Source organism: Ureibacillus sp. GCM10028918, from assembly GCF_042666115.1.
GTDB lineage: Bacteria > Bacillota > Bacilli > Bacillales_A > Planococcaceae > Ureibacillus.
Genome location: NZ_JBHTFK010000002.1, coordinates 482,381 through 501,630, shown reverse-complemented (window position 1 = coordinate 501,630; position 19,250 = coordinate 482,381). Strand labels below are relative to the sequence as shown.

21 protein-coding genes are annotated in these 19,250 nt (G+C 34.2%); 4 read left to right on the top strand and 17 right to left on the bottom strand.

Annotated features, from left to right (window positions below):
* Positions 1–10: 10 nt before the first annotated feature.
* The 5 genes from ACFQU5_RS02465 to ACFQU5_RS02445 all read right to left on the bottom strand — a co-directional run bounded on the left by ACFQU5_RS02465 (position 11) and on the right by ACFQU5_RS02445 (position 5,459).
* Positions 11–712 carry a GTP cyclohydrolase II gene (locus ACFQU5_RS02465; protein WP_390284700.1) on the bottom strand — a complete coding sequence of 234 codons (702 nt, stop codon included), beginning with the start codon at positions 710–712 and terminating at the stop codon, positions 11–13.
* 385 nt (positions 713–1,097) lie between these two features.
* A complete protein-coding gene (locus ACFQU5_RS02460; RefSeq protein WP_390284359.1) occupies positions 1,098–1,820 on the bottom strand; it encodes an exonuclease domain-containing protein in 723 nt (240 codons plus the stop codon).
* A 26-nt stretch (positions 1,821–1,846) separates the two neighbouring features.
* Positions 1,847–2,812 (bottom strand): DUF294 nucleotidyltransferase-like domain-containing protein, encoded by a 966-nt coding sequence (locus ACFQU5_RS02455; RefSeq protein ID WP_390284357.1) that lies wholly within the window; start codon positions 2,810–2,812, stop codon positions 1,847–1,849.
* A 78-nt stretch (positions 2,813–2,890) separates the two neighbouring features.
* The gene (locus ACFQU5_RS02450; protein ID WP_390284355.1) at positions 2,891–4,195 is read right to left on the bottom strand and encodes an ammonium transporter; all 1,305 of its coding nucleotides are present in this window, start codon (positions 4,193–4,195) and stop codon (positions 2,891–2,893) included.
* A gap of 478 nt (positions 4,196–4,673) precedes the next feature.
* Positions 4,674–5,459, bottom strand: a complete 786-nt coding sequence (locus ACFQU5_RS02445) for a 3D domain-containing protein (RefSeq protein ID WP_390284353.1) — start codon at positions 5,457–5,459, stop codon at positions 4,674–4,676.
* Between the two features lie 416 nt (positions 5,460–5,875).
* Here ACFQU5_RS02445 and ACFQU5_RS02440 point away from each other — a divergent pair, with 416 nt between their 5' ends.
* On the top strand, positions 5,876–7,549 hold the full coding sequence (locus tag ACFQU5_RS02440) for a PrpR N-terminal domain-containing protein (protein ID WP_390284351.1): 1,674 nt from the start codon (positions 5,876–5,878) through the stop codon (positions 7,547–7,549).
* 400 nt (positions 7,550–7,949) lie between these two features.
* Here the strand turns inward: ACFQU5_RS02440 and ACFQU5_RS02435 are convergent, their stop codons facing one another.
* Together ACFQU5_RS02435 and ACFQU5_RS02430 are read right to left on the bottom strand one after the other, a co-directional pair.
* Positions 7,950–8,165, bottom strand: coding sequence for a hypothetical protein (locus ACFQU5_RS02435; RefSeq protein ID WP_390284349.1), 216 nt, complete (start codon positions 8,163–8,165; stop codon positions 7,950–7,952).
* 142 nt (positions 8,166–8,307) lie between these two features.
* On the bottom strand, positions 8,308–8,580 hold the full coding sequence (locus ACFQU5_RS02430; RefSeq protein WP_390284347.1) for a hypothetical protein: 273 nt from the start codon (positions 8,578–8,580) through the stop codon (positions 8,308–8,310).
* 244 nt (positions 8,581–8,824) lie between these two features.
* On the opposite strand from ACFQU5_RS02430, the gene guaC reads away from it, so the two are divergent.
* Positions 8,825–9,808, top strand: a complete 984-nt coding sequence (gene guaC, locus ACFQU5_RS02425; RefSeq protein WP_390284345.1) for a GMP reductase — start codon at positions 8,825–8,827, stop codon at positions 9,806–9,808.
* A 65-nt stretch (positions 9,809–9,873) separates the two neighbouring features.
* Here guaC and ACFQU5_RS02420 read toward each other — a convergent pair whose 3' ends face one another.
* The 5 genes from ACFQU5_RS02420 to ACFQU5_RS02400 form a co-directional block, all read right to left on the bottom strand.
* Positions 9,874–10,362: an SRPBCC domain-containing protein gene (locus tag ACFQU5_RS02420; protein WP_390284343.1), complete on the bottom strand. Its 489-nt coding sequence runs from the start codon at positions 10,360–10,362 to the stop codon at positions 9,874–9,876.
* A 174-nt stretch (positions 10,363–10,536) separates the two neighbouring features.
* Entirely contained in the window at positions 10,537–11,106 is a 570-nt protein-coding gene (gene lepB / locus ACFQU5_RS02415; RefSeq protein ID WP_390284341.1) for a signal peptidase I, read from the bottom strand.
* Between the two features lie 147 nt (positions 11,107–11,253).
* On the bottom strand, positions 11,254–12,045 hold the full coding sequence (locus tag ACFQU5_RS02410) for an ABC transporter ATP-binding protein (protein ID WP_390284338.1): 792 nt from the start codon (positions 12,043–12,045) through the stop codon (positions 11,254–11,256).
* A gap of 357 nt (positions 12,046–12,402) precedes the next feature.
* Positions 12,403–12,942, bottom strand: coding sequence for an NADPH-dependent FMN reductase (locus ACFQU5_RS02405; protein WP_390284336.1), 540 nt, complete (start codon positions 12,940–12,942; stop codon positions 12,403–12,405).
* Positions 12,943–13,134: 192 nt separating this feature from the next.
* On the bottom strand, positions 13,135–15,042 hold the full coding sequence (locus ACFQU5_RS02400) for an FUSC family protein (protein ID WP_390284334.1): 1,908 nt from the start codon (positions 15,040–15,042) through the stop codon (positions 13,135–13,137).
* A 248-nt stretch (positions 15,043–15,290) separates the two neighbouring features.
* On the opposite strand from ACFQU5_RS02400, the gene ACFQU5_RS02395 reads away from it, so the two are divergent.
* Positions 15,291–15,809 carry a methylated-DNA--[protein]-cysteine S-methyltransferase gene (locus ACFQU5_RS02395; protein WP_390284332.1) on the top strand — a complete coding sequence of 173 codons (519 nt, stop codon included), beginning with the start codon at positions 15,291–15,293 and terminating at the stop codon, positions 15,807–15,809.
* 143 nt (positions 15,810–15,952) lie between these two features.
* On the opposite strand, the gene ACFQU5_RS02390 is transcribed toward ACFQU5_RS02395, so the two are convergent.
* The 5 genes from ACFQU5_RS02390 to ACFQU5_RS02370 form a co-directional block, all read right to left on the bottom strand.
* The gene (locus ACFQU5_RS02390; protein WP_390284330.1) at positions 15,953–16,432 is read right to left on the bottom strand and encodes a DUF4064 domain-containing protein; all 480 of its coding nucleotides are present in this window, start codon (positions 16,430–16,432) and stop codon (positions 15,953–15,955) included.
* 2 nt (positions 16,433–16,434) lie between these two features.
* The gene (locus ACFQU5_RS02385; RefSeq protein WP_390284328.1) at positions 16,435–16,920 is read right to left on the bottom strand and encodes a nucleoside 2-deoxyribosyltransferase; all 486 of its coding nucleotides are present in this window, start codon (positions 16,918–16,920) and stop codon (positions 16,435–16,437) included.
* A 44-nt stretch (positions 16,921–16,964) separates the two neighbouring features.
* On the bottom strand, positions 16,965–17,309 hold the full coding sequence (locus ACFQU5_RS02380) for a fluoride efflux transporter FluC (protein ID WP_390284326.1): 345 nt from the start codon (positions 17,307–17,309) through the stop codon (positions 16,965–16,967).
* Complete coding sequence (locus tag ACFQU5_RS02375; RefSeq protein WP_390284324.1) at positions 17,297–17,656, bottom strand: fluoride efflux transporter FluC; 360 nt, start codon at positions 17,654–17,656, stop codon at positions 17,297–17,299. Before ACFQU5_RS02375 ends, ACFQU5_RS02380 begins: the two co-directional genes overlap by 13 nt.
* Positions 17,657–17,952: 296 nt before the next feature.
* Positions 17,953–18,342 (bottom strand): DUF1648 domain-containing protein, encoded by a 390-nt coding sequence (locus ACFQU5_RS02370; RefSeq protein ID WP_390284322.1) that lies wholly within the window; start codon positions 18,340–18,342, stop codon positions 17,953–17,955.
* 230 nt (positions 18,343–18,572) lie between these two features.
* Here ACFQU5_RS02370 and ACFQU5_RS02365 point away from each other — a divergent pair, with 230 nt between their 5' ends.
* Complete coding sequence (locus tag ACFQU5_RS02365; protein WP_390284320.1) at positions 18,573–19,241, top strand: VTT domain-containing protein; 669 nt, start codon at positions 18,573–18,575, stop codon at positions 19,239–19,241.
* Positions 19,242–19,250 lie beyond the last annotated feature (9 nt).

Here is a 19,250-nt window from a genome sequence, read left to right as displayed (position 1 = left end):
TACACACTCCTTATACAGTTAATTGCTCTTTTGGAATATGACCCGATTTTTTCACCTTGGTTTCAAGGTAATGACGATTCGTTTCAGTTAAGCCACCCCATAGTGGAATATGACTATGCGCAAGTAAACCATGAGATTTTAAGGCAGCAAGTTTTTTAGGATTGTTTGTGATTAATGTAACCGGTTTTGCTCTTAGTGTTTCCAAGACTCGAACTGCTTCCTCATAATTACGTGTATCATCTTCAAACCCTAGTGCATTATTCGCTTCTACAGTATCATAGCCTTCTTCCTGCAAAATATAGGCCAATGATTTAGAGAACAAACCAATTCCTCGACCTTCATGGTTTGCTAAATAAAAGATGGCTCCGCAGCCATGTTCTTTAATCATCTTCATTGATTCATGGAGCTGATAGCCACAATCGCAACGTTGGCTCCCAAAAATGTCACCTGTATGACAAATGCTATGCATACGAATAATCGCATCATCCGCATTTGCAAAATCTCCATAAACTAGTACAGATGATTGTTGCTTTGAAGCTAAATCCGCATTTACGATAGACTGCAGTATCGATTCTTTAGTATTCATCTCATTATTTACTGTTGCCCATGTATACCATTGGAAAGTCGTCTCGAATTCCCCTTGCTTTATTGGCAGTTTCACCGGACCCACCACAGCTAAATTTTCTTTATCATTAAATGAAACAATGTTCATCTTATCTTTTAAAATTTTATTGGCATCTGAAAAATTCTTCAATTCCCTATCACCTATCTTTTCTTTATCATTCGTAAGGTACTTTTTTACAACAACTTACTTTTCGTAACTAAATATATAATAATAAGTCACAAAGGTCAATTCCATTTCATTTAATTCTTACTGTTTTTATATGATATATGACTTTGCACTTTAAATATAGCTTATGTAGGAAATGAAATCAAAAGCAGTGCTTCCACACAAATGATTTAAAATAAAAAAATTGGCCTCAATATTAAAGTCGCATATTTTTTGCGCATCCATGCAATCAATTCTATCTTACTGAGTTAAAAGAGTGTCTCCAAAGTTTAATAACTTTGGAGACACTCTTTATATACAACACCTATTAAATTCTCGCAAAATGGTTATAGACGTCATTTAATGATTCACAACCCAAATCCAGCACCTTTTCTACATAAATACGCCAAATTTGAGCTGTCATTTTAGCATCTCCCAAAGCATTGTGACGTTCAATAATTGGAATATCGTTTTGTTCACAAAGTTGCTCTAATGAAACATTATGGACATCTCGATCTACTAACTTATAAACAAAAGATGTGTCCACAATTCGATGCTTAAACTGCGTTTTAAAGTACTTCGAGCTTACATATTGCATAAAACTTCTTTCATGTGTTGCGTGATGGGCAACAAGAGTTGAATCTTTTACAAATTCAAAAAAACTCATTAAAACATTGGATATGGGAGGAGCTTCGCGGACTGCTTCATTTGTAATTCCTGTCAGCTGAACGATATCCTCCGGAATTTCCTGATCATAATTAATTAAAGTATAAAATTGCTCTTCTTCCAAAATTTTTGTCCCGTACATTTTAATGGCGCCAATGGATAAAATACAGTCCCCTTTTTCAGGACTAAACCCCGTCGTTTCGATGTCAAAGACCACTACCTTTAGTTTATCCAATGGGGTATTCATGGCATCATCTTTATTGATCTCTTTTTGCAAATGTCTTAAATAGGCCATTTGATGAGAATTCTGAATGCCACCAACGCCATCATGCACACGTTTTCCTTGAATCCCTCTTAATAATTGCATAAATGGTTCAAATGCCATTACAACACCCTTTTCTTAGACACTCTTTATTTCTCATGATTGTTAACTAATTCCATAACTGCATCATGTAGTTTTTTTCCACCCTTTAAAATTTGTTTTATTTCTTTTTTTTGCTCCTTGGTCAAGGATTTTATATTTAAATAATGAGTATCATCGTACTCTTTCACATGAAATAAAGATAATCGATAGTTCATCAATAAAGAAAAACTTTCATTACTGTATGTCAGCAGTGTTTCGTATTCCCCTTTGCCTTGTAATCCCTTGATTCTCTCTAATGTTGCAGTTTCACATAGACCTTCTTTAATTGAAAGGAGTCGAACAGAATTTACATAGGGCAAGAAAGCAGCGTATTTTAAATTAATATACCCCTGGTAATTTCCATGTTGTTCTACTAGAATCTGACCCATAGGACCAATTGAATTTTTAAGATGCTTAACATTCTCCATAAAACGCCTAAGTAATGATGGATGCTCTTTTTGATATTGATAGATCATTGTTTTTAATTGTTTTATATCTTCTTTATTCCCAAATAAGGCTCTAGCATCATAAAAAATTTGCAAATATCGAATGGATTCCCAGCTCTCATCCTCCATCCATTTATATAGCTGCGCTTCCCATTCTTTATAGGATTTACACCAAATCGGGTTTGAGCTCATAATGTTTCCATTACAATAGGGGTATCCGACAAAATCCAACCCATAGGATAGCTCTTCTCCAAGCTCCTTAAAAAATATGTCATTCTCTGGAGTTGATTGCTCATAGATAATGCCATGGTCTTGGTCACTAATTAATCCTTGTTCAAAGCGACCGCCACTGCCAGTTATAAACCAAGTATAAGAACAAGGTGCTTTCTTTTGTTTCGATTTTTCTTTTGCCACTTCCAGTACTTTTAGCATAACTTGATCATGAAACGTGTTAAGTGAAACGTTATTTGCTAAGAAGGATGAAATATGAGCATCCTTCCAATCTTTTATTGACTGATACGTTTCCAAGAGAACACTTCCTTTATAGAAAAAACCTCTGAGATTCAGAGGCTTTTTGTTTAAGTATAATGTTTTTAGATTATTAGTTTATGAGAATTTTTCTTTTGTTGCAGCAGTAGCTAATTTTGCTTCTTCTAGAGCCATTTGCTCTGGATATCCATAACTTCCATGTTCCGAAATATCTAGGCCCATGATTTCTTCTTCTTCAGTAACACGAAGACCGCCCATAACTTTATCCATAATTTTAAGAAGAATGAATGCCACTGCAAATGCATAAGCACCAGAAGCTACAACACCTAAAGCTTGAACGCCCAATTGTTCCCAGCCACCGCCATAGAACAATCCTGCTTGACCCCAATCAATATCGGTAGATAATGCAGGTAATGCGAATAAACCGTTTGATAGTGTACCCCAAACCCCAACAGTACCGTGTACTGATAATGCAGCAATCGGATCATCCAGTTTTAGTCTTTCAAATAATTGCATACTGAATACAACCATCATACCACCAATTAATCCGATGACTACCGCAGCCCAAGGAGCTACAAATCCACAAGATGCAGTAATTGCTACTAAACCAGCAAGTGCACCGTTTAAAGTTGTTGGCACATCTGCTTTCCCTGTTTTAACCCAAGCTGTAAACATTGCGGCAACTGCACCAGCTCCAGCAGCTAATTGCGTATTTAAAATGACATAACCCAGGAATCCATCAGCAACTCCGAATGTACTAGCACCATTAAAACCGAACCAACCTACCCAAAGAACCAGAACACCCAAAGTAGTATAAACTTGGTTATGACCAGCTAGGACATTGGATGAGCCGTCTTTGTTATATTTACCAATACGAGGTTTTAAAATCATTGTTGCAGCTAAAGCAGCCATAGCACCTGTTAAGTGAACAACAGTCGAACCAGCAAAGTCTTGTTTACCGTGTTCAGCTAACCAGCCACCGCCCCAGATCCAGTGAGCAACTACCGGATAAATGAATGCAGAGAACAGAATTGCAAAGATTACATAGACTGATAATTTTGCACGCTCAGCAAACCCGCCAAAAGCAATTGTAAGCGAAACTAACGCAAACATTACTTGGAAAGAGAAGTCAACTGCCGGAGTCAATCCACCTGCTTGTTCTGCAGTCGTTGTATCTCCATAGAAAAAATTCGATAATCCGATGAATGCATTTCCTTCACCGTATATAAAGCCATAACCTACAGCCCAAAAAACTAAGGTCCCCAGACCAGCTGTAAAAATTGTTTTACCAGCTACGTGACCGGCATTTTTCATTCTTGTCGAACCTGCTTCGAGTAAAATAAATCCACCTAACATAAAGAATACTAAAATTGCACCAATCGCTACCCACAGGTTATCCATCAGCACTTGAACAGCTTCCATAATTTTCATTCTCCCTTCAAAAGTAATTCATCATGTTACATTATATTATTCTATGATGTTAGGAAAAGTAACACGTTTTATTAAAATTAATTTTACATTATATTCCCCTTATGTCAATACATTTTTTATAAATAATGTCAGGAAACTTCACATAGTTGTACATCCGATAGTTGAATAGGCATTTTGTTATTCTAAAAAGCATTTCACGAGTGCAATTTGTATGCGATTACATTAAAATTAATGATATTTCCTTACGTAGCACAATGTCTTTTATACACATCAATGAGGAAAAAGGATCATACAGAAAATGGAAAACAAAAAATATTTCGAATCAAGACATGTAACTTTTCTTTACAATATCCAGATTTGCTATGTATAAATATAAATCGCTTTATAAAGTTTTTTCATTTTATTGCTAACATAGCAAAAGCTCTAGAGAGTCAAATCTCTAGAGCTTCTACTTTTCTTATCAATATTATTAATTAAGAATTTTTAGCTTTACCTGTTTTCGACCCCATTGTAAAGCTTCATTACGTGTTGGTATGAAAACATCAATTTTATTTCCTTTAATTGCACCACCAGTATCTCCTGCAATCGCTTCACCGTATCCCTCGACCCAAACCCTGGAACCAAGCGGTATGATATTTGGGTCTACAGCAATCACTTTTTGATTTGGATTAGAACGCAAATCAATACCAATTGCCGTTGTACCGGAACATCCTTCACAATAGGCAGTATAAGCAGTAGCAGTAACCATTAATTCCTGTCCAGAAGCAGGTTCTTCCACTGTACTTTGCACTACTTTTGGTTGGCTAGATTCTGAGTTATTAGATTGTTGATTGTCACTATTCTTTTCGTCATTTTGATTTTGACTAGTTATTGAAGCATTGGCTACAACAGTGTCATCTTCCTTTTTACTCCCATCCTCAAAAAGAAGCAATTCTTTACCGGGATAGATCGTATAGTCTGTTAGATCATTCCATTCCATTAAGTCCTCTAATTCTACTTGATTATTTACAGCGATTCGGAAAAGGTTATCCCCTTCTTGTACTTTATATAATTCTGGTTGCAACATTTTATAAAAAACAATATCTCGATCTAATGCATCATCAAACAATTCTCCACCATATTCGTCCGTTATGAATAATCGTTCATTTACATCGTCCGTATGCATTGCAGCTCTGTCAATTTCCATCCCATATACATTGGTAGTTGATATCGAAAATACGATTAGTAAAATTATGAATGCTAGTTTATTTTTCATTTTTTTCGTCCTCCTGACAATTAATCTCGAAATTTGTATTGAAATTACGAATTAAGTACTGTCCAGGGACTTACAAAAATATACATATTGATATAAAAATAGAAATAAAATGTAATATTTGTAATAAATGAAATATTTTATAATACCATTACTCTTAGTCTGACACACTAGGAACTTTAACCTTATATAAATGCAAAAAACTGATTTAAAAGCAATTATTGCTTCTAAACCAGTCATTTAGGAGATTTAATTATCTACAATAATAGAGAATAATAACCAAATAAAACTAGTTACTCTTTTTATTTACAATTCATTTCTACTATTTTAACTTCATGATACAATTAATATAAAATTGTTACGATCTACTACATAGCTCTTGTACAGTTGCACTTAAAACTAAAAAGGTGGCTTAACGTATGCAAATGAATGTACATATTATTGCTCCATATGAAGCAATGTTACCTACCATAAAAGAATGTACTCCATTTTTTCCCGAAGTAAATATCTCCGTTTCAGTTGGAGAATTACAAGCAGGCGTTGATATCGCTTTATCTAAAGAAAGCAATACAGATCTATTCATTAGTAGAGGTACTACTGCTAAGCTTATAAAAGAGGCAATAAAAACACCTGTCATTGACATGAATATTTCAGGTTACGATATGATGCGTTCACTTTCGTCAGCCTCGAATTTAAGCAATAAGTCAGCACTTATTAGTTTTCCGGATATCACTAATTTTGCAGCCTCAATAATTGATTTAATGGAACTGCCGATTTCCGTTTTTACCATTGACCACATTGATGAAGTAGCTTCTTTAGTTGTCGATCTAAAAAACAATGGCTATAAACAAATTATTGGTGATACGATTACCACTAAAACCTGTGAAGAATATGGTCTAAAAGGATTTTTAATCCACGCAAGTAAAATGACGATCATTAAAGCGTTAGAACAAGCTACAGAGCTATATAATTACATTAATAAAGTTAACATTCCCAATAAAATTTTCGAAATCATCGTACAAAACAAATATAAAAATATAGTTCTTCTCGACGAGCAGAATAATATAGTCTACGAACATTTTACAACTTTACGGTTTACAGATGATTTAAAGAGGCAATTGTACATCTTAAATACGGACATAGACTTAAACAAAGACAAAGCTTCAAGAAAATATGTAGCCGAAGATGTACTAATCGAAATCAATGGCTGTTATTTACCGGATTTCTCATATAAATTATATTTTTTAAATAAACATGAAAAGCTATTGAATGAAGAAGGCTTAAAAGTTCATACAGATAATGTATATAAACCGTTAATTGCCGATTCAGGTAAAATGCAATTCACTTTACAGCAAATAAAAACCCTTTATCAAAAAAACGAACCTATTATTTTGCTTGGCGAAAAAGGAACCGGTAAAGATTTTATTTCTACCTATATACATTATCAATTTGAAGACGGTTTACTTTTGACCATTAATTTTGAGAAATACGATGTGAATAAGTTAGATGGAATTTCACTAGAACGTGTTCGTACTATTAAATTTCAAAATTTATCGCGTGTAAAAACAAATCATGACAAGGTGTCCGCATTTATCAACATGTGTATCGAATTAAAAATACATGTGTTTATTCTATTGGAAAATTGCAATCAAATTGAAGCTTTTTCTTGCAAGATTTCCAATCCAGTAGTAATTCCTCCTTTAAGTGCACGAAAAGAGGATATCCCTTCCTTTGTACATTATTTTTTATCTGCTTACCATGAAAAATATGGAACAATTGCAGTCAAGATTAAAGAAGAATCTTTATCTTTACTAAAGGAAACTACATATCCTATCAACATTGATGACTTACAACTTATCGTCAAGCAAATTGCTTTAAATGAAAATCATATTGTTATTCAACAGGAAACTGTAGAAAAAGTTTTAAACGAAGAAAAGCTTACCATAAAAGCACTTTCCCTTAAGGGCACTTTAAAGGATATTGAAAAAGAAATAATCGATCTTGTGTTAAAAGAAGAAAATTTTAACCAGTCTAAAACAGCGGAACGACTTGGCATTAACCGAGCAACATTATGGAGGAAACTAAAAGAGTAACTAGAAAAGCGAAAGGCGCCCGCTTATCAGCGACAAGCATAAGTGGAGAGCTGACAGAAGGCGCTCTTTACCTTCCGAAGCGATCGACTTATACCTTCGCCTGGAGCTGTCATACTTCGAAAATTTATACTTTCTTATCTTTAAATAATAGGTTTAGCGCCACGTGATGAAAACCTCACATTATGTAGCAACGCCAATATGACTTACATCGTGCAACACTCAAACTGCTTGCGCTAGAGGTTAATAACTACTTCAGAAAGTTATCCTCACAACAAAATTTTATATTTTAACGATACTCATAGCGTGGAGATAGTCAAATTGACTTGTCCACGCTATTTGTCTATAAAAAAAGAGATACCCCAAAATAAAGGATACCCCATTATATATTCTAATTGGTTTATTAATTTAGCATATCATTATCGCAGCTAGGGAAAATATAGATCCCTTGTATCAGATCATAATTGTAATACTTTTGAACAAATTTTGCTTGATATAAATACTCCAATAAACAAATTTCGTCTTCATCTGCATCACATAATACACCCGAGACGCTAAGCCCATTCTTAAATGCAACGCCAATCGGCTGACCAATTAATAGTTTGATTTTATCAAGCATCGATTAGCTCCCTCCTTCCTCTATTTTATGAGGAGAGATGAAAGCCTATTGTGCTTTTGTCTTATATGTTAAATTTGATTTTTGAAAAAGCAAATTCAATATTATAAGTTTCAAAAAATTAATGGCACATACCTTAACTAAATTAAAATAGTCCCGTGCTAATTATGAACAACATATAATCATTACCTTTTTTTGTCCCTCTCATCAGCTTCTCGAATCGCTGCATCATTGGATCTACTTTCGGAGTAAATTTAAAAGGATTTCTCTCCATTCCAAATTCTACACGTGGTTTTAGTTGAGTTGAGAAAGTTAGCTTTTCATGTGCTGTACCTGGCGGATTATTTAAAGTTTCTTCGCCATCGAAATGTGGTGTAGATTCTACATGTTGATTTTCTGAGTTTCTTGGCATCATCATTTCATCTCCTTCGTTGTTTAATATGACAACAATGGATTATTTTTATTCAAAAAAAAGCACTTAATGTCAAAATTTCTAACATAAAAAGTTCACATAATATTTCATTTTCTTTTGGAGAAGCTAAAAAATATATAAATTTTGGAGAAATGTTTTGACATAGTCCCAAAAATAAGGTAAATTACCAAAGGGCGAACAATTAATGCCCATTATTAAAAAAATATTCGTGATTTAGAGGTGTTCTTAAATGGATAACGTATTTGATTATGAAGATATTCAATTAATTCCAAATAAATGTATCGTAAACAGCCGTTCAGAATGTGATACTTCGATAATGTTTGGTGGCTTTAAATTCAAACTACCAGTAGTACCAGCAAATATGCAGACAATTATTGATGAATCGATTGCAATTAACTTGGCAGAAAATGGTTATTTCTATATTATGCATCGGTTCAATCCAGAAACTCGTGCAGAATTCATTAAAAATATGCATTCTCGAAAACTAATTGCCTCTATTTCTGTTGGTGTAAAAGAAGAGGAATATGCTTTCATTGAACAATTAGCCGTAGAAGAATTAATACCAGAATTTATTACAATCGATATTGCTCATGGGCATTCAAACGCCGTTATTAATATGATTAAACATATTAAACAGCATTTACCGCAAAGTTTTGTTATCGCCGGGAATGTTGGAACTCCTGAAGCAGTGCGTGAACTTGAAAATGCTGGGGCGGATGCAACAAAAGTTGGTATTGGACCAGGTAAAGTATGTATTACGAAAATTAAAACAGGATTTGGTACAGGTGGTTGGCAGCTAGCCGCACTACGTTGGTGTGCTAAAGCGGCAACAAAACCAATTATTGCAGATGGCGGCATTCGTACAAATGGAGATATCGCAAAATCAGTACGCTTCGGTGCTTCAATGGTCATGATTGGTTCCCTATTTGCTGGCCATGAAGAGTCACCAGGACAAACGGTTGTAAAAGATGGCAAAATGTTCAAAGAGTATTTTGGTTCAGCGTCTGAATTCCAAAAAGGTGAAAAGAAAAACGTTGAAGGTAAAAAAATGTACGTTGAGCACAAAGGATCTTTAATGGATACTTTAGTGGAAATGGAACAGGATCTACAATCCTCTATCTCGTATGCTGGCGGAAGTAAGTTAGAGTCTATCCGTACAGTTGACTACGTAGTGGTTAAAAACTCGATTTTCAATGGAGATAAAGTATATTAAAAATAAAAAGAGTAGAATTTCAGAAATTGAAATTCTACTTTTTTTATATCAAAAATCCAAGCCAGTTATTTATTATCTAAATTGTTTACTAACAACTTGTATTCTACATACCATTTTTCCCATTCATCTTCAGCTATTAAATGGGATTCACCGGTTACAACATTATCGAAATGCAACAAGCAAACATGCCAACCTGCTAGATCTTTGGGCGTATGGTCCGTCAGATTAGTTAGAAATTGTTTCATAGTTAACTGTGAACCAGTGTTGTTTGGACTTATTTCAAAACGAACAGTGTCTTCACCCCATTCAAATTGGAGGACCTTCCCTTCGACATAATGTGTGATACTAATTTTCTCAATAGTACCAGACCCATCGTTATAATGAAAATTAATATTCCCACCTTTACTTAAATCAGTTATCTCAAGATGTTCCATCCAAAATTTAAAGTTTTCATTGCTGATTAATGAAGACCAAACACTTTCACTTGAAACCTTATATACATGTTCATATTCTGCCGTATAGCCTGTATCGTCTTTGTAAATTTTCGCCAGCACGTGAAATACCTCCTAAAGGATGAATATTTAGTAACTACCTCTCCTATTTTATAGTTAAAAAAGTACCATATCAAAAAATAGGTTCAATAAAGATACACTTGGGAATAGATTAATTGGATGCCGATTCTAATAATGGAAAAGGTGGGACTAACAAATAATGTCAGTCTCACCTTTTTATTCTTTATTCGAGTTAAATAATTTAATACCACTTAATGGATAGATTCTTATTTTGGATTCACCCAATACCGATTCAACCGGTATTAATCCAAAATGTCGACTATCCGAGCTTCTTAATCGATTATCCCCTAAAACAAATAAATAACCTTTAGGAACAGTATCATACCCTGTTATTTCCTCTAAAGTAAAGTTTTCAGTAACTCTTTTTTGAAATGGATTGTCATTATCCCGGTTTACATATGATTCTTCATACTCTTCATTATTTATTAATAAAATATCTTCCTTCATTTCGACTGTATCGCCAGGTAAACCAATGACACGTTTAATATAATACTCATCTTCATACGGAGCCTCAAAGACCACCTGATCAAATCGATTAATTTCACTTATTTTACTAACTATAATAACATCCTGATTTTCGTATGTAGGCATCATCGAAGCCCCTTTAACAATAAGTGGGGAAAAAAGAAATTCACGACAAATAAACGAAATGACAATTCCAAATAAAATCGCAACTAACCAAGACATAAATTCATTTTTTGGTTTTGCTGGTTGTGGTTGTGTCATTAGATCTCCCCTTTTAAATTACATTTCAAATGAATGCTTTATTTTTATGATATTCCTTTAAAATTAATTATTTTTCTCGCTTATTATAAACTATATGTTCACTTTAATCCATCATGCAGACAAGATCGAAATATCCTGATGATCGTGTCAGGCCTTTTGATCGACAATTTCTTTTAGAGCAACCCAAGTACGATTTTGTTCTTTTTGAACTGCTACAGGCCGATTATAGAAATTGGTCAAAGCATTCTCGGTTAGCAGTTCGGAAGATGATCCTTGTTCAAATACTTCCCCATCCCTTAATAAAAGGGTCTGAGTAAAACATGGAAGAACTTCTTCTACATGGTGCGTGACATATATAATTATTGGACAGTCTTTCGATTTAGATAAATTCTCTATAATTTTTAGCAACTCTTCTCGAGTAATAATATCTAAACCGTTACATGGTTCATCCAATATTAATAACTTTGGTTTGGCCATTAATGCCCGTGCAATCAATACTCTTTGACGTTCCCCCTGCGATAAAGTTCCATACTCACGCTCTTGCAAATAATCGCAGTTTAATAGTTTCATATACTTTTTGGCGATATCGACATCCTCCCTCTCAACCGCCTCCCAAAGTCCAATTGATGCAAACTTTCCACTTAAGACAATACTTAAAACACCTTCAAAATTTTGAATTTGTTGTTGAATAGAAGCACTGACTAAACCTATTTGCTTGCGAAGGTCAGGTATGTATGTCTTTCCGTATAATTCACCTAATACCTCTACTTGGCCGTTTGTTGGATGTATATACCCATTGATTACATTTAACAAAGTTGTTTTTCCTGAACCATTTAATCCCAATATTGACCAATGCTCTCCTTTTTTCACTTGCCAATTAATATTTTTTAAAATAACCTTTTTATTTTTCGTAACAGTTACATTAGACAGGTTGATCAAGAACTTTGCCTCCAATCCTTAAGAATCTCCGTTATAACAATCTTCTAACTATTAACTTTATTTTAATACCTTTGAACCCTTACTGTATAGAAAAAATGCAATAAAAGCAGAGGGAAATAAAATTGAGGCTAGGAAAAAAAACTCCAGACTTTTGACTAACGCTCGCAAACAGCGTTGGTTGCACGGTCGTCCCCTCATGATCGTCATGTTCTATTCCCTTCTTCAGTCGGGCTTCCCGCCTTGTTTAACAAGCGTTTTCAAGTCAGTCTAGGTGCCTTGTTTTATATAGATTTAACTAAAAAAGTGTAGAAAAAGTCGGATATCGACTTTTTCTACACTCTGACCCACATACTAGTTTTACTTTCGGATAGTTTTTAATGCAGTACTCCAAGAAATGAGTTGATCTAACATATCATTAACTGATTGATTTTGTACTTCTTTTGGCTTGAAATCAGTACCATTTTCGAAATCTGTAAATAAAGATAATGCTGGGTGAACACGAACGTCAGCGACAAGCAGCTCGCCTAAAATCCCACGTAAATGTTCTGCGGCACGAGCACCACCAACTGAACCATAGCTTACGATTCCTGCTGCTTTATTGTTCCATTCCTCACGCAAGAAGTCTAAAGCATTTTTTAATGCTCCAGTAATAGAATGGTTATATTCTTGTACTATAAAGACAAAACCGTCACAGCTTGCAACACTAGCTGACCAGTCGCTAACCCCTGAAGCATCTCCCCCCGGCTCACCTAGTAAGGGTAATTTGAAATTCGCAATATCGATGATTTCGTAAGTTGCATCTCCACGAACCTCAGCTAATTTCTTCACCCATTCTCCAACCTGAGGGCTAACTCTTCCTTCACGTGTACTACCTAAAATGATACCAATCTTTAACATTTGCTTTCCTCCATTTTGTAGGCAATATAATTCACAGCTACTAAATAATATGATGAAAAATCCATCACTTTATCCACCAAGTTTTTATAATGATTAGCTAGAAGTACTAACCATTATTACTTTTTCCAAGTATTCTATTTTTAAACTTAGTATTTAATTCATATTACGTTTTTAGAGAGTAGCTTCTACTAATTATTGCTTGAGTAAGTTCTGTTCCAACTGTTCGATTTTTTCTACAATAATTTGGAAACCCTCAATTTCAGGCAGATATCTTTTTTCTACATATTTTTTTCGATCAGCCGCAATCGCCATGGATTCAAAAATTAACAAATACTGAGCAAGCACGTTATCTTCGAGAACTGGTCTTGTAATTGAACTTGCACATTTCTCTAATAGAAACCCAAGTTCTTCCAAGACATGAATAATTGGCCAATAATAGTCGATTGCTTCTTTATCTTTTGGAAATTCCCCTGTAGCTGTATCAAAAACTGTTCTTAAATTTTGAATATTTGTCGCCATTTTGTTAAATTCATTTTGATGTAACTCCTGGTTTGAAAAAAGTGCATAAAATGCTTGAGCTTGTGAGCGAATCGTTTTTGAAACTAAATGTGGCGTCTTACTCGAGGCAGATTTCCGTCCAACAAACCAAACTCCGATTAATCCGATTATAACACCAATTATTACATCAACTAACCTTGCTGACGCTATAAATGTAAAAGTAGCTTCTCCATTTGATCCTGCTTCAGCCATTATTAGTGCTGCAGGAGTGAAAAATAGTGCTGCTAATCCATAATTTTTCACAATAAATAACTCGGTAATAAAGGTTAAAAGGAAGATTAGAAGAGCAATAAAATAACCTGATGGTTGAAAAAAAAGAATTACACTTGCTATTAATATCCCAAAAATGGTCCCAAAGCTACGTTGGATTGCACGGTGAAGAGAAGCGATTACAGTCGCACCAGACAATACGGCGACACAAGAAAGAGGAACCCAGAAGGAACGATCGAATTCTAGTTCAAAAGCAAAAATGGCTGCAAAAATTGTAATCGCACCGAATCTTATTGCATTGATGAAAATAATGGAATTTTTATCGAATGCCCCAAGTAAAATTCTTTTAGCTGAGTTTTTTTGAATAACGACTTGATTTTTTAATGAAACACTCGAATCCACTAAAGTATTCTTAACAGCATTCATTTCAATATAAACTTGCGCAATTTTTTCATCCATCTCATTAGGGTGTGGTAAATTTATTGTTGCTGCATCGGACATGTTTTTAGAATCAATTATTTCCGCAAATTTGCGTAAGGATTGCCCCAATTCAACGGGAACTGAACTTTTTCGTCCTGTAAACTGTTGTTCTACAGAAAATAGATAAATTTTATGCGCAAAATTATTTAATACAAATAAATTATTATAGCTATCCGATTCACGCCAAGCAATATACCCTGATGCCATTGTCTCACTAGCTTCTTTCAAGGTTGACATTACTCGATGTTGTGCTTCATTTACACGACTAGTTCCGATTGCCTCGAAATAATTAGCTAATTCGAGATAGCATCTTTTTACAACATTTTTTTCGGGTCCATGAGGATTAAATAACCAACCACTCATAGCTATTCCCCATGATAAGACGCCACCTAGAAATGCCAATCCTGCTCTGTTAAATGCTTCTTCTGGTGCAACCGGCATTCCGGTAACCATTGCAAAAATAAGAACAAAAAAGAAAGCAGAAGGCCCCACTAATCTAAATGCCCCAAATATAAATATGCCGATAGCTCCAATAATCCCCATCATAATCGCTGATACAAGTGGATATGGGGCCAATAAAGTACCTAAAAATACACAGGTTGTAATTGCTAAAATACACCATGCCAGTTTCTTTGCTAACTGTGCATAAGGAATTGGAAATACATACAAAAATGTAAAACCTCCTAACCCAGCAATCAATCCATATTGCAAACTGCCAAATAATAAGCCTATCGCAATAGGAAGTCCGGCTGCTATGCCAGCTAAAAAAGCTTTTAACCAGGGAAACGGTTTTTTATTAACTGTTAATGCCTGTCTAAAAATGGATGATGTTGCTACTTTTGTTTCCCCCATAAAAATCTCTCCTTGCAATAAATTTATCTAGTTAGAATCCCCTAATTTAGACTTTGTATTTACACATCAGTTATCGAGGATTCAAATAACAAAAATCGCTCAGTTCTTGTTTAAAAGAACAGAACGATTTTTACTAAGATTAATTATATCATAAGGTTTAATTGTAATTTTTTATTATGTATAGAATTAGAAAATTAGACTATAAGTTAACATTTCCATGATAAGATATAGAAAATGGAGGTGTGTTCATGGATAAAAAAACGGTAATCCATTACCAATTACTTTTACATAAACAATGGAAAGTATATATTGCAGCAACCGAAAAGGGAATGTGCTTTCTAGGGACAGAGCACTCATCAATGGATGAATTATGGAAAACATGCATTAAACAATTTCCAAATTGCAAACTTTTAGAAGCTGAGGATGAGCTATCACTATATAAAGAGCAATTAGTAGAATATTTTGATGGGTCAAGAACTCAATTTACGTTTAGCTTCGATGTTCGTGGGACAATATTTCAAATGAACGTGTGGAAGGCCCTAAGCACAATCCCCTATGGAGCATCTTTTTGTTATTCTGATATCGCCAACAAAATCGGAAATCCAAAGGCAGTCAGAGCTGTCGGAACTGCAATCGGCTCTAACCCAGTTGCAATTGTCATTCCCTGCCACCGTGTCTTAGGGAAAAACGGTTCCCTTACCGGCTTTAGTGGTGGATTAGATGTGAAAGAGAAGCTTTTGTCACTTGAGAAAATTTCATATAAATAAAGAATTAACGCCAAGTTCTTTTGATTTAATTAGACGACCTAACAATAATTGTATAAAATGACATAAGGCATTCAGAATAGAACATTCCGAATGCCTTATATCAACATGGCAAGCTTTTCTATAGTGTACTGTTTCACTCTACATTAATCGATGATGTAACCATTTTCATCGGTTTTTTGCAGTGCTAATTCTTGTGATTGCGGTTTTCGTACAAAGCACATAATTGCTGCAATAATCAGTAAAATACCAGGTAATGAAATGATGCCCGATAAAACTGCGGCAATAATAAATAAGATTCCTGCTACCTTTGCATTTTTGTTTACTTTCACAGCACCAATAATTCCAAGTACTATTGCAATCACGCCTAATACAACAAATAACCAACCGATACCATTAATAAAGGATACAAAATCTCCCATTAATAGTAAAGCTTCATCCATTTCGGCTTCTGTTAGCCCACTCGCAGCCATTTGGCTTTCAATTTCACTTTGAAAAATGGGATCGTTCATACCCGTATCAATCAGCATTTTGCTGCTAAATAATATTAAAATCAAAAAACCTACTGATAATACATTGAGTATAGTCGCAATGATACTTAATACTTTTTCTCCGGTTCTTTTCAACGTTATTCCTCCCTCAAATATTTTTTCACAGTTTCAACAACATCTTTCACTGTACTTACAATAACACCGCTTTTCTTAATTATCCCTATGACAAATAAGTTGCGATAAATAAATTGATTTTCTGTTCCATCTTCAATTAGAGCATTAATTTTTTGATGATTGTCTCGACCGAGTTGTCGAACATCGGAAAATAACGCAATGATTGGTCGGTTATAAGTAGAAAATACGCCAATTTCTGCTGCTACACCCGAATCTATTTCTATCCCATCCAATACTGCAATAAGCACTTTACTTTCATGCAACTTTTTCATATCTGCTTCCGCTATTGCTAAACTATTTGCAAATGCTTGTTTATCATTAATTGCATCATTTTCTTGTGGAACATATAATTCGATTTCCGGTATTTCTTGCCTAATTTCCTTAGCAAGCATCTCATTTACCAATCGGTCGCCAATAGAAAATAATCCATTTGCTAAATATGCCTTCATATTATTACCGCCTCTAATGTATGTATTTCTTTTTTTATATAGTACTAAATTATCCAACCCAACCAAAAGGCCATTATCCCACCCATTAAATTTACATTTATAAATAAAAGTGCTGTTCCCCATTTTTTTATTTCGATTAATTTAACAATATCAAATGCAAATGTCGAAAATGTAGTAAATGCTCCTAAAACGCCAACAGTTATAAAAGTCAATAGAGAACTTGTTTCAATTGCCATATTACTTGTAATACCAAGCATAAGAGATCCCAATACATTGACCAAAGCAGTAGCCCAATAAGAAGAAATCAATTTTTTTCCTATCCACAATTGTACCAAAAATCTTATTGTTGCCCCTACGCCTCCTCCAATAGCTATAATTATCCATTCCATGCTAGTTTACCCCGATTCAGAACGTACCCAATAAAAGCAACTGTAAAACATGTTAGGGTCATGGCAACTCCATAATATATGCCTAATAAAAAATGCTCTTGTAGCTGATTAAACCAATTTCCTGTAAATGTAGAAAATGTGGTAAATGCACCAAGCATCCCGGTTGTTAAAAATAAATTTGCCTGCTTGCCCTTCTTTAAAAAATACCCGTTTAAACTACCAAGCACGAAACTGCCTATAATATTGACGATCCATAGCATTACCGAGGTACTTGTATAAAGTTGAACAAGATATCGCAAAAGACTTCCTACCATACCACCTAAAAATACTTGAATATAATTTTTCAAAACGTTCTCTCCAGTCGGGAACGAATCTCGGATTAATAAAATATTCATATTAAAATATTCTTTATATCCTCTCTCTATCCACTTATCTGTCTCATTAAATTGACATTTTTACCTATATTATAATATATTTATGCATTGCTTCCCAGCAAATTAAAAAGCTTGTGACCTGTAGTTTTTTATTTAATTTTTGATTGCTTAAATAAGCCAATTCCAATGGTCGCAAATAATATTATCAGAATGATCGGAACAAACCCGATACTCAAGGAATGAATTTCTCCTAAGGATACACGCCCAATTTAGACGATTAAATATGCAAACATCACTAAACATATATTTTTTATGACATTTAGTAATTTCCGACTAGGCAAATAAAACAGTTCTGCATTGGATTCATTGATACGATTTGGATAATTATGCATATGAGGCACCTTTTCCAATAGGCTCATGAGCACAAAAATGAAGAGACCGATGATCGGTAGGATGATTAACTCAACCCTTGACCCGAAGCGGTCCACCTCTCCAGCTCCATTAAAATGAACAGGCACTTTATCAGGAATCCCATCCCAATTCATTATTAAAAAGACAATGGAACCAACAAATAATACAATTCCAATCGCATCCATCATCATTTCAAATTTTGTTTTTGGTAAATGAAGAATCGGTCTATGTGGTAAATATTTTTTCATCATTTCACCTCGAAAATTACAAATCATTGTTCGTTTTACTATACGTTTTATCCTTGTAAAAGTTTCAAAATCTATTTTTACGTGAAAATAACAAGTGAAGCGAATTTGCATTAAGATAATATTTTGATGAAAATTAACAAATTAAAGGGTAAATGCAGGTTAATTATTTTAATTTAAGAATATAATTTAATAAGTTATATTTTGAAATGACAGAAATGGAGCTAGCTACATTGATTATATCTGATATCTTTGAGGTACTGCGAAAGCTTGATTCTGAACTTTATTTTTACATAGACCGGTTTGGAATCTATATATACTTATTACTTTTTCTAATTGTCTTTTGCAAAACTGGATTTGTTATCTTATCCTTCTTGCCCGGCGATTCCCTTTTGTTTGCCAGTGGTGCAATCGCTGCAATTGGTGAATTAAATATCTTCGGATTATTTTTATTATTTTTTATTGCAACCTCATTAGCCGATAGCAATAATTTTTTGATTGGAAGCGCATTTAAAAGAATACCTGCTGATAAAAATTACCTAGCAAAACTTATTCCACAATCAAGCATTGAAAAGGCAAGCGATTTCTTGCATGAATATGAAAAAGTTGCGATTACTTTCTCAAGATTTATTCCCTTAATGCGTACGATGATTCCGTTTATTGCTGGCTTTACCGGTCATTCTTACACAAATTTTGTTCGCTATAATGTGCTCGGTGCGTTAATTTGGACATTTGTATGGCTAGGTACTGGCTTTGGATTAGGAAATATTCCTTGGGTTGAAGAAAACTTGTTATTTACTCTTGCTCTAATTACCGTAATTATGTTCATCCCAAGTATTTATGGATTTATCGCTCATTTCTACAAAAAGAATTCAACAATCACAAAAAATAGTGAATCCTAAAAAAAAGAA

Bases quoted from the DNA above. Each gene is read 5' to 3' on its own strand.
- ACFQU5_RS02395 (WP_390284332.1), top strand. From the start codon at position 15,291: ATGGATAAAAAAACGGTAATCCATTACCAATTACTTTTACATAAACAA.
- ACFQU5_RS02380 (WP_390284326.1), bottom strand. From the start codon at position 17,309: ATGGAATGGATAATTATAGCTATTGGAGGAGGCGTAGGGGCAACAATA.
- guaC (WP_390284345.1), top strand. From the start codon at position 8,825: ATGGATAACGTATTTGATTATGAAGATATTCAATTAATTCCAAATAAA.
- ACFQU5_RS02400 (WP_390284334.1), bottom strand. From the start codon at position 15,042: ATGGGGGAAACAAAAGTAGCAACATCATCCATTTTTAGACAGGCATTA.
- lepB (WP_390284341.1), bottom strand. From the start codon at position 11,106: ATGACACAACCACAACCAGCAAAACCAAAAAATGAATTTATGTCTTGG.
- ACFQU5_RS02370 (WP_390284322.1), bottom strand. From the start codon at position 18,342: ATGAAAAAATATTTACCACATAGACCGATTCTTCATTTACCAAAAACA.
- ACFQU5_RS02465 (WP_390284700.1), bottom strand. From the start codon at position 712: ATGAACATTGTTTCATTTAATGATAAAGAAAATTTAGCTGTGGTGGGT.
- ACFQU5_RS02445 (WP_390284353.1), bottom strand. From the start codon at position 5,459: ATGAAAAATAAACTAGCATTCATAATTTTACTAATCGTATTTTCGATA.
- ACFQU5_RS02460 (WP_390284359.1), bottom strand. From the start codon at position 1,820: ATGGCATTTGAACCATTTATGCAATTATTAAGAGGGATTCAAGGAAAA.
- ACFQU5_RS02385 (WP_390284328.1), bottom strand. From the start codon at position 16,920: ATGAAGGCATATTTAGCAAATGGATTATTTTCTATTGGCGACCGATTG.
- ACFQU5_RS02405 (WP_390284336.1), bottom strand. From the start codon at position 12,942: ATGTTAAAGATTGGTATCATTTTAGGTAGTACACGTGAAGGAAGAGTT.
- ACFQU5_RS02435 (WP_390284349.1), bottom strand. From the start codon at position 8,165: ATGCTTGATAAAATCAAACTATTAATTGGTCAGCCGATTGGCGTTGCA.
- ACFQU5_RS02450 (WP_390284355.1), bottom strand. From the start codon at position 4,195: ATGGAAGCTGTTCAAGTGCTGATGGATAACCTGTGGGTAGCGATTGGT.
- ACFQU5_RS02440 (WP_390284351.1), top strand. From the start codon at position 5,876: ATGCAAATGAATGTACATATTATTGCTCCATATGAAGCAATGTTACCT.
- ACFQU5_RS02430 (WP_390284347.1), bottom strand. From the start codon at position 8,580: ATGATGATGCCAAGAAACTCAGAAAATCAACATGTAGAATCTACACCA.